Annotated in this window: 15 protein-coding genes and 5 tRNA genes; all 20 read right to left on the bottom strand. The window is 64.9% G+C overall.

The features are described 5' to 3' along the window. Positions 1 to 21: 21 nt before the first annotated feature. The 20 genes from KBW95_RS02975 to KBW95_RS02880 all read right to left on the bottom strand — a co-directional run bounded on the left by KBW95_RS02975 (position 22) and on the right by KBW95_RS02880 (position 14398). Positions 22 to 95: transfer RNA gene (locus tag KBW95_RS02975), tRNA-Cys, on the bottom strand. 77 nt (positions 96 to 172) lie between these two features. Further along, a tRNA-Gly gene (locus tag KBW95_RS02970) sits at positions 173 to 248 on the bottom strand. A 32-nt stretch (positions 249 to 280) separates the two neighbouring features. Continuing rightward, positions 281 to 356: transfer RNA gene (locus tag KBW95_RS02965), tRNA-Gly, on the bottom strand. Positions 357 to 392: 36 nt separating this feature from the next. Next, positions 393 to 468: transfer RNA gene (locus tag KBW95_RS02960), tRNA-Gly, on the bottom strand. Positions 469 to 533: 65 nt separating this feature from the next. Beyond that, positions 534 to 609: transfer RNA gene (locus KBW95_RS02955), tRNA-Gly, on the bottom strand. An 85-nt stretch (positions 610 to 694) separates the two neighbouring features. Further along, positions 695 to 1276: a CDP-diacylglycerol--glycerol-3-phosphate 3-phosphatidyltransferase gene (gene pgsA, locus KBW95_RS02950; protein WP_211523136.1), complete on the bottom strand. Its 582-nt coding sequence runs from the start codon at positions 1274 to 1276 to the stop codon at positions 695 to 697. Between the two features lie 310 nt (positions 1277 to 1586). Continuing rightward, complete coding sequence (uvrC, locus tag KBW95_RS02945; protein ID WP_229429524.1) at positions 1587 to 3467, bottom strand: excinuclease ABC subunit UvrC; 1881 nt, start codon at positions 3465 to 3467, stop codon at positions 1587 to 1589. 223 nt (positions 3468 to 3690) lie between these two features. Further along, positions 3691 to 4101, bottom strand: coding sequence for a holo-ACP synthase (acpS, locus tag KBW95_RS02940; protein WP_211523305.1), 411 nt, complete (start codon positions 4099 to 4101; stop codon positions 3691 to 3693). 1 nt (position 4102) lies between these two features. Then, positions 4103 to 4885 carry a pyridoxine 5'-phosphate synthase gene (locus KBW95_RS02935; protein WP_211523135.1) on the bottom strand — a complete coding sequence of 261 codons (783 nt, stop codon included), beginning with the start codon at positions 4883 to 4885 and terminating at the stop codon, positions 4103 to 4105. A gap of 14 nt (positions 4886 to 4899) precedes the next feature. Next, the gene (gene recO, locus KBW95_RS02930) at positions 4900 to 5718 is read right to left on the bottom strand and encodes a DNA repair protein RecO (protein ID WP_211527442.1); all 819 of its coding nucleotides are present in this window, start codon (positions 5716 to 5718) and stop codon (positions 4900 to 4902) included. A 27-nt stretch (positions 5719 to 5745) separates the two neighbouring features. Further along, positions 5746 to 6642: a GTPase Era gene (gene era, locus KBW95_RS02925; RefSeq protein WP_211523133.1), complete on the bottom strand. Its 897-nt coding sequence runs from the start codon at positions 6640 to 6642 to the stop codon at positions 5746 to 5748. Beyond that, a complete protein-coding gene (gene rnc, locus KBW95_RS02920) occupies positions 6639 to 7406 on the bottom strand; it encodes a ribonuclease III (protein WP_229429508.1) in 768 nt (255 codons plus the stop codon). Before rnc ends, era begins: the two co-directional genes overlap by 4 nt. A gap of 74 nt (positions 7407 to 7480) precedes the next feature. Then, entirely contained in the window at positions 7481 to 7885 is a 405-nt protein-coding gene (locus KBW95_RS02915) for a DUF4845 domain-containing protein (protein WP_211523131.1), read from the bottom strand. A 17-nt stretch (positions 7886 to 7902) separates the two neighbouring features. After that, on the bottom strand, positions 7903 to 8832 hold the full coding sequence (gene lepB / locus KBW95_RS02910) for a signal peptidase I (protein ID WP_211523130.1): 930 nt from the start codon (positions 8830 to 8832) through the stop codon (positions 7903 to 7905). Beyond that, complete coding sequence (gene lepA, locus KBW95_RS02905) at positions 8833 to 10626, bottom strand: translation elongation factor 4 (protein WP_211523129.1); 1794 nt, start codon at positions 10624 to 10626, stop codon at positions 8833 to 8835. It abuts the gene before it with no gap. Positions 10627 to 10939: 313 nt separating this feature from the next. Continuing rightward, entirely contained in the window at positions 10940 to 11212 is a 273-nt protein-coding gene (locus tag KBW95_RS02900) for a glutaredoxin family protein (protein ID WP_229429507.1), read from the bottom strand. Then, the gene (locus KBW95_RS02895) at positions 11209 to 12672 is read right to left on the bottom strand and encodes a Do family serine endopeptidase (RefSeq protein ID WP_211523128.1); all 1464 of its coding nucleotides are present in this window, start codon (positions 12670 to 12672) and stop codon (positions 11209 to 11211) included. The genes KBW95_RS02900 and KBW95_RS02895 overlap by 4 nt, the downstream gene beginning before the upstream one ends. A gap of 201 nt (positions 12673 to 12873) precedes the next feature. Next, positions 12874 to 13206: a sigma-E factor negative regulatory protein gene (locus KBW95_RS02890; RefSeq protein WP_229429506.1), complete on the bottom strand. Its 333-nt coding sequence runs from the start codon at positions 13204 to 13206 to the stop codon at positions 12874 to 12876. Positions 13207 to 13237: 31 nt separating this feature from the next. After that, a complete protein-coding gene (rpoE, locus tag KBW95_RS02885; RefSeq protein ID WP_211523127.1) occupies positions 13238 to 13840 on the bottom strand; it encodes an RNA polymerase sigma factor RpoE in 603 nt (200 codons plus the stop codon). A 63-nt stretch (positions 13841 to 13903) separates the two neighbouring features. Next, positions 13904 to 14398: a protein YgfX gene (locus KBW95_RS02880; RefSeq protein WP_211523126.1), complete on the bottom strand. Its 495-nt coding sequence runs from the start codon at positions 14396 to 14398 to the stop codon at positions 13904 to 13906. Positions 14399 to 14475: the final 77 nt, after the last annotated feature.

The following is a 14475-nucleotide window of genomic DNA, read 5'->3' as shown; positions in this document are numbered from 1 at the left end:
ATTCCTAGGTGTGCGATATTCTGGAGGCGAGGACGGGAGTCGAACCCGTCTAGACGGCTTTGCAGGCCGCTGCATAACCGCTTTGCTACCTCGCCAGAAGATAGTGTAGATCTGCTGAGCCGGCGGGTTATGTGCCGCATCAACAGGAGAAGGGAAAGTCTTCTCGGAATTCTGGAGCGGGAGAAGAGTCTCGAACTCTCGACCTCAACCTTGGCAAGGTTGCGCTCTACCAACTGAGCTACTCCCGCTTAGGAGTACAACGTGTTTTTCGTAAAACCTTTGGAGCGGGAGAAGAGTCTCGAACTCTCGACCTCAACCTTGGCAAGGTTGCGCTCTACCAACTGAGCTACTCCCGCATTGGAGTCTTACATATTTGCCGCGCCAGCTTTAACTGGAGCGGGAGAAGAGTCTCGAACTCTCGACCTCAACCTTGGCAAGGTTGCGCTCTACCAACTGAGCTACTCCCGCGTACAAGACATCGATTATCGCAGAACTTTGACGTTTTTCCAAGACTGCTGCCATTTCTGCAATCTTGGAGCGGGAGAAGAGTCTCGAACTCTCGACCTCAACCTTGGCAAGGTTGCGCTCTACCAACTGAGCTACTCCCGCTTCGTCTTACTCTGCTGCGATGTCGTCGCAACAGGCAGGCATTATAGAGATTCTATTCTGTACGTCAAGGATGCCACAGAACAAATTACATCGTCCCCGCTTTTTCCTTGATGAGGGGCCAGGCGCGGCGCAGGTAGTACAGCATCGACCACACTGTCAGCACGCCCGCGATCCACAGCAGGTACTCGCCCCAGTAGTGGGTGTCGAGCACGCCCAGCAGGCGGTCGTGGAACAGCAGCATGGGGATGGCGGTCATCTGGGCGGCGGTCTTGATCTTGCCGAGCGAGCTGACCGCTACTGATTTCCTGGCGCCGATCTCGGCCATCCATTCGCGCAGGGCCGAGATGGTGATCTCGCGGCCGATGATGATGAAGGCGATGATGGCGTTGACACGGTCCAGCTGGACCAGCACCAGCAGGGCGCCGGCCACCATCAGCTTGTCGGCCACGGGGTCGAGGAAGGCGCCGAAGGCGGAGACCTGGTTCCAGCGGCGCGCCAGGTAGCCGTCGAACCAGTCGGTGACGGCGGCGACGATGAAGACGAGGGTCGCGGCCAGGTTGCGGTCGGCCAGCGGCAGCCAATGGGTGGGCAGGTAGTAGACACCGACAACCAGGGGAATGAGCGCTACGCGTAACCAGGTCAGGAGAATCGGGATGTTGAAAGGCATAAGGTAACGGCTAAATTCCGCGAAAAGTGCTTGCGCCGCTAGTCTACATGGGTATTGGGGATTGGAACAGGTAGCTCATCTGTATGGAGCGAGTGTATGAGCTTTGGGTGTGCGGGCAAACTTGGATCCCGGCCAAGGGGGACGCCGAGTCCCGGGATGACGGTTTTAAAGGCGCGTGTCGAAGTCGCTATTGCGGCCCGCTGCTTTAGTACGTCGTTCCGGCGAAGGCCGGAACAATGCCACTGGCATTGTTCCGCCCAAGTTCGAAGCACACCTCTAAAAACAAAACCGGGGCATCGCCCCGGTTCCGTTAGTGCAGCTGCCGATAAATCTCCTCCGCCAGCGTGCTCGAGATGCCCTCCACGGTCATCAAGTCCTCCACGCTGGCGTCGATCACCCCGCGCAGCCCGCCGAAGCGCGCCAGCAGCTTCTGGCGGCGCTTGGCGCCGATGCCCTCGATCTCCTCCAGGCGCGAGGCCTGGCGGGCCTTGGCGCGCTTGGCGCGCATGCCGGTGATCGCGAAGCGGTGCGCCTCGTCGCGGATCATCGCCACCAGCATCAGGGCCGCCGACTCCTTGCCCAGCTCCTTGGGCGCGCGGCCGTCGGCGAAGATCAGGGTCTCCAGGCCCACCCGGCGCCCCTCCCCTTTCGCCACGCCCACGATCAGCGAGATATCCAGCCCCAGTTCCTCGAACACCTGGCGCGCCATCTCGACCTGGCCCTTGCCGCCGTCCACCAGCACGATGTCCGGCACGACGCCCTCGCCGTTCGCCACCCGCTCGTAGCGGCGGGTCAGCACCTGGCGCATCGCCGCGTAGTCGTCGCCCGGCGTGATGCCGTTGATGTTGAAGCGCCGGTACTCGCCGTTCTGCATCTGGTGATGGTGGAACACCACGCACGAGGCCTGGGTCGCCTCGCCCGCCGTGTGGCTGATGTCGAAGCACTCGATGCGCAGGGACTCGAGATCATCGTTGTCCAGCTCCAGCACATCGGCCAGCGCCTGGGTGCGCGCCTGCTGCGATCCCTGCTCGGACAGCAGGCGCGCCAGCGCGATCTCGGCGCCCTTGCAGGCCATCTCCAGCCACTGACGGCGCTGCCCCTGCGGCTGGAACACCAGGTTGATGCGGTGTCCGCACTGCTCGGCGAGCGCCATGATCAGCTCCGGCTGGTCGAACTCGATGTTCAGGATCAGCGTGCCCGGAATGAACTGGCCGCTGTAGTGCTGGGCCAGGAAGGCGCACAGCACCTCGACCTCGATCGGACATTCTCCCAGCGATTCGCCCACGTGGGTCGGGAAGTAGGCGCGGTCGCCCAGGTGGCGGCCGCCGCGCACCATGGCCAGGTTGACGCAGGCGCGCCCGCCCTGCACCACCACGGCGATCACGTCGACATCGGCGTCGCCGGTGGTCTCCATGCTCTGCGCGTGCAGCACTTTCGACAGCGCCTGGATCTGGTTGCGCACCGAGGCCGCCCGCTCGAACTTGAGCTCCATGGCATAGCCCTGCATCTTGGCCTGCAGGTCGTCCAGCACCTCGGTCTGGCGTCCGCGCAGGAAGCGCGCGGCGTTGTCGACGTCGCGCTTGTAGTCCTCCGGCGCGATCAGGTTCACGCAGGGCGCGCTGCAGCGGCCGATCTGGTGCAGCAGGCAGGGACGCGTGCGGTTGCTGTAGACGCTGTCCTCGCAGGTGCGCAGCATGAAGACCTTCTGCAGCAGCTGCATCGATTCCTTGGCCGCCCAGCCGCTCGGGAAAGGCCCGAAGTACTGGTTCTTCTTGTCCAGCGAGCCGCGGTAGTAGGACATGCGGGGCGCTTCGCCGCTGGAGATCTTGATGTAGGGGTAGGACTTGTCGTCGCGGAACAGGATGTTGTAGCGGGGCTTGAGCGACTTGATCAGGTTGTTTTCCAGGATCAGGGCCTCGGCCTCGCTGCTGGTCACCGTGGTTTCCAGGTTCGCGATCTGCGACACCATCATCGCGATGCGCGGGCTCGACAAGGTCTTCTGGAAGTAGCTCGACACGCGCTTCTTGAGGTTGCGCGCCTTGCCGACGTACAGCACCCCGCCGTTGGCGTCGAGGTAGCGGTAGACGCCCGGCAGGTCGGGCAGCTTGGCCACCGTCGCCAGCACCTGGTCGCGCGCCGAGGCGCTGGGCTGCACGCCTCCCTCGGCGTCCTTGCTCAGGGTCGCCGCCATCTCTTCCTTCCTGGCCTGCCAGGCGTCCGGACGCACGCGCAGTTCAGGGGGTTGGGGCGCCGCGGCCTTCGGTTTGCGGGTGCGTGCAGGCTTCGAAGGCGCGGCCGGCATCGCGGCGCCTGCCGACGCCGCATAGCTCGCGGGCGCCTCCGCCACTTCGCTGGTGGGCGCCGGCAGGTCCGGCTGCGCTGGGGGTTGTACTTCCTTGGTCACTGGCGAATCGCTATAGGGTGGACTGGCTGAGGTCCTGGGTCACGATCACGAAGGCGACACCATAGTCGGCTTCGTCGCTGATCGACACCTGGGCGCTGAGCCGGTTGGCGCGCATGAATTGTTCGAGATCGCCGCTGCAGACGATGACGGGCTTGCCGCTCGGGGCATTCAGCATCTGCATCGACCGCCAGGTCATGGGCATGCGCATGCCCAGGCCGATGGCTTTCGAGAACGCTTCCTTGGCCGAAAAGCGGGTCGCCAGGAAGCGCAGGCCGCGCACGGCGTTCTTGGCGCTGCGCGCGTGGTATTTTTCCAGCTCCTGCGGGCCGAGGATCTTCTCGGCGAAGCGCGGGCCGCTGCGTGCGAGGGCGGCCTCGACACGCGAGATCTGGACGATGTCGGTGCCGATGCCGTAGATCACGTCAGCCCCCGACTTTTCCGTTCGCATACGATACGCCCAGGCGCGCCGCGACCATGATCGCCTTCATCTCGCGCACCGCGTTTTCCCAGCCCGCGAACAGCGCATGGGCGACGATCGCATGGCCGATGTTCAGCTCGTGGATGTCGCGGATCGCGGCCACCGGCTGCACATTGGTGTAATGCAGCCCGTGGCCCGCGTTCACGCGCAGGCCGCGCGTCACGCCGGCATGCACGCCGGCTTTGATGCGCTCCAGCTCGCGCAGCGCTTCCTCGCCTTCCGCTTCCGCGTAGGCGCCGGTGTGCAGCTCGATCACGGTGGCGCCGACGGCGCGCGAGGCTTCGATCTGCTGTTCGTCCGCATCGATGAACAGCGACACGCGGATGCCTTCCTGCTTGAGCTGCTGCACGGCGGCCTCGACTTCCTTGTAGTGGCGCACCACGTCCAGGCCGCCCTCGGTGGTCACCTCTTCGCGGCGCTCGGGCACAAGGCACACGTCCTGGGGCTTCACCCGGCAGGCGAAGTCGATCATCTCGCGCGTCACCGCCGCTTCCAGGTTCATGCGGGTGGCCAGCTGCGGGCGCAGCGCCAGCACGTCGGCATCCTTGATGTGGCGGCGGTCCTCGCGCAGGTGCAGGGTGATCAGGTCGGCGCCCGCCTGCTCGGCCAGCAGCGCCGCGCGGATCGGGTCCGGATACACGGTGCCGCGGGCATTGCGCACGGTGGCGATGTGGTCGATGTTCACGCCCAGGTCGATCACCGGGCCGGCAGGTTGCAGGAAGCTCATGGTCTTATTCGTGGTTATAACTGCATTAAATCGATCAAAATCTGGCGCGTGTTGAGCGGCTGGCCGCCCAGGTGGTGCGCCAGCAGGAAGCGCATCAGCTGCTTGCTCTGCGCCAGGGTGGCCGGATCGGCGTAGTCGTCGCGCTCCATGTCGATCAAACACTTGCCGCTGACCACGGGCCAAACGTCGCTGACGACCGCCTGGCGCGGGCCGCGCTCGGGGTCGACCACATAGCTGCCCTCCGGCTCCACCTGCGCGCGCGTCGTCGTGCAGCGGCCGAGGTCGGCGGCGACGCCCGTTTCCTTAAGTAAGGCCCTTTCGAACTTTCGCAAGACGATTTGCGCAGGTTCGCCGTGGGCCAGCTGGTTCAGGGTCGAGACGTAGTGATCGAACAAGGCCGGATGCTTGTCGTCGCGGGCCAGCAGCTTGACCAGCAATTCGTTGAGGTAGAAGCCGCACAGCAGCGCGGTCTTTTCCAGGGGCAGCATGCCGCCCACCCATTCGGCATCGATCAGGGTGCGCAGCTCGGACTTGCCGCTGAAGGAGACGGACAAGGGCTGGAAGGTCTGCAGCACCCCGCGCAGCTTCGACAGCGGGCGCTTGGCGCCCTTGGCGACCAGGCCCACGCGGCCGTGGTCGCGCGTGAACATGTCGACGATGAGGCTGGTTTCCTTGTAGGGGTAGCTGTGCAGCACGAAGCCCGGCTGGCCCACCACCCTGCCCTCGCGCTGGGTCGTGCGCGGACGGATGCGCCGCTCGGGCGCGGGCGCGCTCGCAGGCGCACTGGACGCGATCAGCGCTTGGGCATCGTCGAGGTCGTCGTGGCTGGGCATGCGTTCCTGGGGATCCCCCTGCGCCGCTTACTCGTAGCCGTAGGCGCGCAGGCCCGCTTCGTTGTCGGCCCAGCCGGATTTGACCTTGACCCAGATTTCCAGGTACACGGGGCCGCCGAACAGCTTTTCCATGTCCAGGCGCGACTGGGTCGAGATTTCCTTCAACCTGGCGCCCTTGTTACCGATGATCATGGACTTGTGCGTATCGCGCTCGACCAGGATGGCGGCGAAGATGCGGCGCAAATTGCCTTCCTGCTCGAACTGCTCGATCACGACGGTGCTGGTATAGGGCAGCTCGTCGCCCAGCAGGCGGAACACCTTTTCGCGCACGATCTCGGCGGCCAGGAATTTCTCGCTGCGGTCGGTGATGTCGTCCGGCCCGAAGATGGGCTCGTTTTCCGGCAGGTGGCGCTTGATCTCGTTTTCCAGGGCGTCGACCTGGAAGCGCAGCTTGGCCGAGACCGGCACCACGGCGGCGAAGTCGCGCAGCGCGGCGATCTTTTGCGCGAAAGGCATCAGCACCGCCTTGTCCTTGACGCGGTCGGCCTTGTTGATCACCAGGACCACCGGCACGTTCTTGGGCAGCAGGTTCAGCACCTGCTCGTCGGCCGGGCCGAAGGTGCCGGCTTCCACCAGGAACAGGATCACGTCCGACGAGGTCAGCGTGTTCGAGACGGTCTTGTTGAGCGTCTTGTTCAGGGCGTTGGCGTGGCGGGTCTGGAAGCCCGGGGTGTCGACATAGATGAACTGGGCGTCGTCGCGGGTCTGGATGCCGGTGATGCGGTGGCGCGTGGTCTGGGCCTTGCGCGAGGTGATCGACACCTTGGCGCCGATCAGCACGTTCATCAGGGTCGACTTGCCGACGTTGGGGCGGCCGACGATGGCGATGTAGCCACAGCGGAAGGCTTCTTGGGTGCTGCTCATGATGGGGTGGTTCCTGGTTGTTCTGCTTGCGCAGCGGGCGCGTCGCTCTGGATGGTGGCGATGCCCGCCAGCTTGAGCTGGGCGGCGCGCGGTTTGGTCTTGCGTCCTGCCGGCTTGGTCAGGGCCTGCTGCGCGACTTCGAGGGCGAGCCTGGCCGCGGCCTGCTCGCCGGCGCGGCGGCTGCCGCCGCGGCCGAAGACCTGGATGTTCAGCTTGGGCACCAGGCATTCGACTTCGAATTCCTGGCTGTGGGCGGCGCCATGGGTGGCCACCACGTTATAGGTCGGCAGCGAGATCTTCTTGCTCTGCAGGAATTCCTGCAGCAGGGTCTTGGCGTCCTTGCCCAGGGTGGCCGGGTCGACCGTGTCCAGCAAGGGCAGGTAGAAGGCGCGGATCACGGCGCGCGCGGCCTCGAAGCCGGTGTCCAGGAAGATCGCGCCCAGCAGCGCTTCGAGGGTGTCGGCCAGGATCGAAGGACGGCGGAAACCGCCCGACTTGAGCTCGCCCTCGCCCAGGCGCAGGAACTGCGACAGCTCCAGCTTCTGGGCGATCTCGAACAGCGACTGCTGCTTCACCAGGTTGGCGCGCAGGCGCGACAAATCGCCTTCGTCGAGGTTCGTGAAGCGTTCGTACAGGATCGAGGCCACGACGCAGTTCAGGATCGAGTCGCCCAGGAATTCCAGGCGCTCGTTATGCAAACTGCTGTGGCTACGGTGGGTCAGGGCTTGCTGAAGCAGCCCGGCATCCCGAAACGTATACCCCAAGCGTGTTTGCAATAACTGAAGATTCATTGTCGATGCCGTCTCTCGCCCGGCGCCAGGCCGGGTACTGTGTGTTGTTACTGGGCTGTGTCGGCAGCCGGCGCCGCCGCGTTCGGGTCGGTGCTGCCGGCGAAGTCGATCACGAAGCTGACGTTGCCCATCAGCGGAACCCGCTTTTCGTAGGCGAAGCTGATTTCCGGTTCGCCGCCGTCGCGCGAGATCACCAGGTCGCGGCCGCGCAGGGCTTCCACGTTGTTGATCTCGGCGTTGCGGTCGTAGGCCGCGATCATCTCGCGCGGCGTGCCGCCCGCTTCCTTGGCCTTGGCGACCGCGTCCTTGATCGTGTTGTATTCGAGATAAGCCGGAATCAGCTTGATGGCGAATAGCGCCATGACACAGAGGACCGCCAGTACGGCGATCAGGCCGGTCAGCGACATGCCTTTTTCGGCGCCCACGAAATAGTGCTTCTTATTGCCTTGCATTGCTTGCGCTCCCCGCGTTACCGGATGCCGCCAATCCGCTTGGGATTGCCGAAGTTCATCCAAACGACGATCGCCTTGCCAACGATGTTCTTGTCCGGGACGAAGCCCCAATAGCGGCTGTCCTGGCTGTTGTCTCGGTTATCGCCTAACATGAAATAGTTGCCCTCCGGTACGATACAGGTAAATTTATCGTACGAATAGTCGCAAGCTTCACGGTTCGGGAAGTTCTCGACATTGCCGAGATCGAAGGTGGGGCGGCCGTCGGTATTCAGGATGCGGTGGGCGACCTCGCTATCCTTGCCCGGGAGCTTTTCCACCAGCTGCTTGTGGTAGACGGGGTGCTGGTCGTCGAGGTAGTCGTCCAGGGGCGTGTACTCGACCGGCTTGCCGTTCACCATCAGGCGCTTGTTCTCGTAGGTGATTTTATCACCCGGCACACCAATGACGCGTTTGATGTAGTCCTGGCTCATGTCCTTCGGGTACTTGAACACCATCACGTCGCCGCGCTGGGGATCGTTCACCTGGATGATCTTTTTGTTAATGATCGGCAGGCGGATACCGTAGGTGTACTTGTTTACCAGGATGAAGTCGCCCACCAGCAGGGTCGGCACCATCGACGAGGACGGGATCTTGAACGGCTCCCACAGGAAGGAGCGCAGCACGAAGACCAGGGCGATCACCGGGAAGAAGCTGCCCGAGTACTCGATCCAGGTCGGCTGGCGCAGGTGGGCCTGCTCGATCGCCGCGCGGTTGCCGTTGTTGTCGACCTTGATCCCGTCCGCCACCAGCTTGGCGGTGCGGGCGTCGTACTCGGCCAGGGCGGCGTCGGCCTTGCGGCGGCGCTCCTTGGCCAGGTAGAACACATCCAGGCACCAGATGACACCGGTGATCACCATGGCGACGAACAGGATCAGGGCAAAGTTGCCCAAGATGGGTTGCAGGTTCATTTATTTTTCTTCCACCTGGAGGATGGCGAGGAAGGCTTCCTGCGGAATCTCCACGGAACCGACCTGCTTCATGCGCTTCTTACCGGCTTTCTGTTTTTCCAGCAGTTTCTTCTTGCGGCTGATGTCGCCGCCGTAGCACTTGGCCAGCACGTTCTTGCGCAGCGCCTTGACGTTCTCGCGCGAGATGATGGTGGCGCCGATGGCGGCCTGGATCGCCACGTCGAACATCTGGCGCGGGATCAGTTCGCGCATCTTGGCGGCGACCTGGCGGCCGCGGTAAGGCGCGTTAGCGCGGTGCACGATGATCGCCAGCGCATCGACCTTCTCGCTGTTGATCAGCATGTCGACCTTGACCACGTCGGCGGCGCGGTATTCCTTGAACTCGTAGTCCATCGAGGCATAGCCGCGCGAGGTCGACTTCAGGCGGTCGAAGAAGTCCAGCACGATTTCCGCCATCGGGATCTCGTAGTGCAGCTTGACCTGGCGGCCGTGGTAGGCCATGTCCATCTGGACGCCGCGCTTGCCGTTACACAGGGTCATCACCGCGCCCACGTATTCCTGGGGCATGTACAGGTTGACGTCGACGATCGGCTCGCGCACTTCGTTGATCTTGGACGGCTCCGGCATCTTCGACGGGTTGTCGACGCGGACCATGGAGCCGTCGCGCATCTCGACCTCGTACACGACGGTCGGGGCGGTGGTGATCAGGTCCATGTCGAATTCGCGCTCGAGGCGTTCCTGCACGATTTCCATGTGCAGCAGGCCCAGGAAGCCGCAGCGGAAGCCGAAGCCCAGCGCCTGCGAGACTTCCGGCTCGTACATCAGGGCGGCGTCGTTCAGCTTCAGCTTTTCCAGCGAGTCGCGCAGCGCGTCGTACTGGTTCGCTTCCACCGGGAACAGGCCGGCGAACACCTGCGGCTGGACTTCCTTGAAGCCCGGCAGCGGGGCCAAGGCCGGCTTGCTCGCCAGGGTGACGGTGTCGCCCACCTTGGCGGCGGTCAGTTCCTTGATGCCGGCGATGATGAAGCCCACCTGCCCTGCGGACAGTTCCGGCAGCGAGACCGAACGCGGGGTGAACACGCCGACGCTCTCGACCAGGTTCACCGAACCGGTCGCCATCAGCAGGATCTTTTCTTTCGGGCGCAGGACGCCGTTGACCACGCGCACCAGCATCACGACGCCCACGTAAGGGTCGTACCAGGAGTCGACGATCAGGGCCTGCAGCGGCGCCTCCGGGTCGCCCTTGGGCGGCGGGACCTTGGCGATCAGGGTCTCGAGCACGTCTTCCACGCCCAGGCCGGTCTTGGCCGAGCAGGTGGTCGCGTCCGAGGCGTCGATGCCGATCACGTCCTCGATTTCCTTCTTGGCGTTGTCCGGGTCGGCGTGCGGCAGGTCGATCTTGTTCAGGATCGGCACCACTTCCACGCCCAGGTCGAGCGCGGTGTAGCAGTTGGCCACGGTCTGGGCTTCCACGCCCTGGGACGCGTCGACCACCAGCAGCGCGCCTTCGCAGGCGGACAGCGAGCGCGAGACTTCATAGCTGAAGTCGACGTGGCCGGGGGTGTCGATCAGGTTCAGGTTGTAGGTCTGGCCGTCGCGCGCCTTGTACTGCAGCGCCGCGGTCTGGGCCTTGATGGTGATGCCGCGCTCGCGCTCCAGATCCATCGAGTCGAGCACCTGCGCGTCCATCTCGCGCTCCGACAGGCCGCCGCACAGCTGGATGATGCGGTCCGCCAGGGTCGATTTGCCGTGGTCGATGTGGGCGATGATGGAAAAGTTACGTATGTTGTTCATTAACAAAGCTCAAAACCAAAAGGGCCGCACAAGGCCGGCATCCGGGCGCCGCACAGCACGGTGGCAGGCAGCGGAAATACGAAAAAAGCGCCGCATCCGGGGCCGCGAGGGTCCCCAGGCAGCGCCTGGTCAACAGCGGGAAAAACGTTTATGCGGCGATCATCACAGCGATAGAAGCTTTCCGACCCGGCATTTTACCGGATTTCGAGGCAGAAAGCCCGGTTTCCGGGGCGCCGGCAGGCATATCTGCGGGCCAAAACAGCCGAAACAAGGCTTGGCCTGTCCCGGAGCAGGCGCGGACGGGCGTGCGCGCTCAGGCCGCGGCGGTGCTGAAGCTGGCCACGTAGGCCCGCACCGCCGCTTCATCCAGGAAGTAATGGCAGAGCTCCGGGCCGTCCGGGTCGCCGTACAGCACCGGCACCAGCTCGTTGAAGCGCGCTTCCAGGGCCGGGTCGGCGTCCACGTCGAGAACCGTGATCGCGAACGGCCGGCCGGGCTCCTCCAGGGCCTGGAGGGCCGCCAGCATGTCCTCGCACAGGTGGCACCAGACGCGCGAATACAGGGTGAAAGGAATCGCCCCCATCATTGGCGCGGCTTGATCACGACATATTGGGTGACGTTCTCGCGCCGCACCAGCAGGGCCACCGGCTTCTTGGGATCGAGCTTGCCGATCAGCCCATTGAACTGGGCCTCGTCGGTCACCGGGGCATTGTTCACCTGCAGGATGAGGTCGCCCGGCCGGATGCCGGCGGTGGCCGCATTGCCCTGGGCGTTCTCGACCAGCACCCCGCCCTCGATCCCGAGTTCGCGGTGCTGCTGGGCGCTCAGGCCCGATACGTTGAGCCCGAGGACGTTGGGCGCGGCGCTCGGCGCCGGCTTCTTGGGCTGCGGCTTGGCCGGGGTGGTCTTTTCGTCCTGCAGTTCGACGATGGTGACCGGCACGTCGAGCTGGGTGCCGCGGCGCCACACGGTGACGGTCGCGCGGCTGCCGACCTTGGACGCGCCCACCAGGCGCGGCAGGTCGCGGGTGGTCTCGATCGGCTGGCCGTTGAACTTGAGGATGATGTCGCCGACCTTGATGCCGCCCTTCTCCGCCGGGCCGCCCTGCTCGACCATCGAGACTTCGGCGCCGCGCGCCTTGCCCAGGCCGAGCGACTCGGCCACGTCGCGCGTGACTTCGCTGATCTGCACGCCCAGGCGGCCGCGGGTGACGCGTCCGGTCTTCTTGAGCTGGTCGGCCACGCGGATCACTTCATCGATCGGCACGGCGAAGGAAATGCCGTTATAGGCGCCGGACAGGGTGGCGATCTGGGAGTTAATGCCGATCACCTCGCCGCGCATGTTGATCAGGGGGCCGCCCGAGTTGCCGGGATTGACCGCCACGTCGCTCTGGATCAGCGGCAGGTATTCGCCGGTATCGCGCGACTTGGCCGAGATGATGCCGGCGGTCACGGTGTTGTCGAGGTTGAAGGGCGAGCCGATCGCGACCACCCATTCGCCGACCCGGATCTTGCTGGAGTCGCCGGTGCGCAGGTAAGGCAGGCCGGTCGCGGCCAGCTTGAGCAGGGCCACGTCCGAGCGGCGGTCGGCGCCCAGCACCTTGGCCTTGAATTCGCGGCGGTCGTTGAGGGTCACGGTGACTTCGTCGGCGCCCTCGACCACGTGGGCGTTGGTGAGCACGAAGCCGTCGTCGGAAATGATGAAGCCCGAGCCCACGCCGCGCTGCACTTCCTGCTCCTCGGGCTGCTGCTGGGGACCGCGGCGCCCGCCGCCGCCGCGCGGGATCTGGCCGCCGAAGAAGCGGCGCAGGAATTCCTGCATCTCTTCCTCGCCCGGCATGCCGCTGCCGGCGCGCACGCGCTCGGTGGTGCGGATGTTGACCACGGCCGGGCTGACCTTGTCGACCAGGTCGGTGAAGTCCGGCAAGCCGGTGACGAGCGGGGTCGGGACGGGTGCGGCGCCGGTGGCGGCTGGGGAAGCGAGCAATGCGGAAGAGCCGGACACGAGCAGTGCCGACAGGATCAGGGTGGCGGTTTTGCTAGGCATGGGGTGGCGATGGACTGGGCTGAGATTGACTGAATGGTAAGGCAAAATCAGCGCTTTGTCGCGGCGCGCGGCATAGCCGGGCCGTGCGGCGATCGTAGGGTTGGCGGCTCTGCCGCCACGCGGTGGCGGTTTGCAGCAAGATCATCCGGCACGACATCGGCGCCGCAAACAATCGCCGCGTCGGCGGCGTAGCCGCCAACCCTACGATGACGCGGGATTCGTCAGCGCAGGCGCGGAGGATGGCGCCTCCGCCTCGGTCGTGCCGACCGGCGCACGCTTCACGGACATCGGCTCGGCCGCCAGCCGGGCCGCCAGCCTGGCCGCGAACCCGGGCGACAGATCCGGCACAGGCTGCGCGCGCAGCACGTCGCCGATGCGGTGGTACAGGTCCCAGGCCTCGCGCCCGCCGGGTTCCTGCAACGCGGCGAACGCCAGCTCCAGCTCGGCTTCCGGCAGCTCGCCGTCGCCCAGGGCGGAGATGTGTTCGCGGATTTTTTTGTTGGTGTCCATCGGTGTATCTGTCGGTATGTTCAAGATGTGCTGCGCCTGTCTACGATCTCGCTACCTACCGACGTTTGTCAACCGGGAAATCGAGCAAAGGGCGCAATTTCTCGGCGATGACTTCGCGCGCGCGGAAGATCCGGCTGCGCACGGTGCCTATGGGACAGGCCATCACTTCGGATATCTCTTCGTAGCTCAGTCCCTCGATCTCGCGCAGGACGATCGCCGTGCGCAGTTCGAGGGGCAGCGCTTCCATGGCCGCGTTGACCGTGTGGGCGATCTGCTTGCTGGCAAGCATAGATTCCGGTGTGTTGATGTCGCGCAGGCTGTCTGCGTCGTCGAACCCCTCGGCACGCTCGGCATCCGTCTCGGTCGAGGTCGGCGCCCGGCGGCCTTGGGTTACAAGAAAGTTTTTTGCAGTGTTGATTCCTATTCGGTAAAGCCAAGTATAGAACGCCGAGTCGCCCCGAAAATGCCGCAGTGCCCGGAACGCTTTAATAAACGTCTCCTGCACAACATCTTCGGCCTCGGCCGGGTCGTGCACCAGCCGCGATACCAGCCGCATCAGGCGGCGCTGGTACTTGGCCACAAGCAGGTCGAACGCCTGCCGGTCCCCGGCCTGGACGCGCTCCACCAGCAGCTGATCACACTCGCGTTCTGTCGTCACGGACCATGCCCCATCGGCTGCAGCCGGCCCTCCTTGCTTAAGAGTTGGCCCACTGCAATAAGTTCAAAGTATTTTTGCGCTGACTCCGGCACCCGCGGCGCCCCCCGCGGCGTCCGCCACAGCACCCCCATGCCGCAAGGCCACCGCCAGCTCGCGGTAGGCGCTGGGGCCCAGGCTGTCGGGCAGCAGCACGAGGCGCCAGGCGTCGCCGGACTCCCCGGCGCGCAGGCGCAGCAGCATGCAGCAGGGCCAGACAGTGGCGCCGGGCAGCAAGCTCGCGCTGGTCGCCGTCGGCAGGTGCACATTCCGTTGTACCGTCAGGCGTAGTGTTCCGACTCCAGAAAAATCAATCCGGCGCACGGCTGCATTGCCGCTGCCTAAAGCGTGGGCGACGGCTATCGCGGCAAGCAACAGCGGCAGCCAGGCGCCGGTCAGGAAACGCCCGGGCAATAGCAGGCCGACGGCGACGGACGCCGCGAACAGGGACGCGCAGAAGGCGGCCAGCAGCACGCGCAGGCGGCGCGACGGCGCGACGACGGCAGTCACCGTGATCGGCATGATGTAGGGAAGGAAAACAGCGCCAGCGGAAAGCGGAGGCCAGGATGGCCGAGCCGGATGAGGCAGGCGCCCACCCC

Source organism: Massilia sp. ZL223 (assembly GCF_018119395.1).
Taxonomy (GTDB): Bacteria; Pseudomonadota; Gammaproteobacteria; order Burkholderiales; family Burkholderiaceae_D; genus Telluria.
This window is presented reverse-complemented; position numbering and strand designations above follow the sequence as displayed.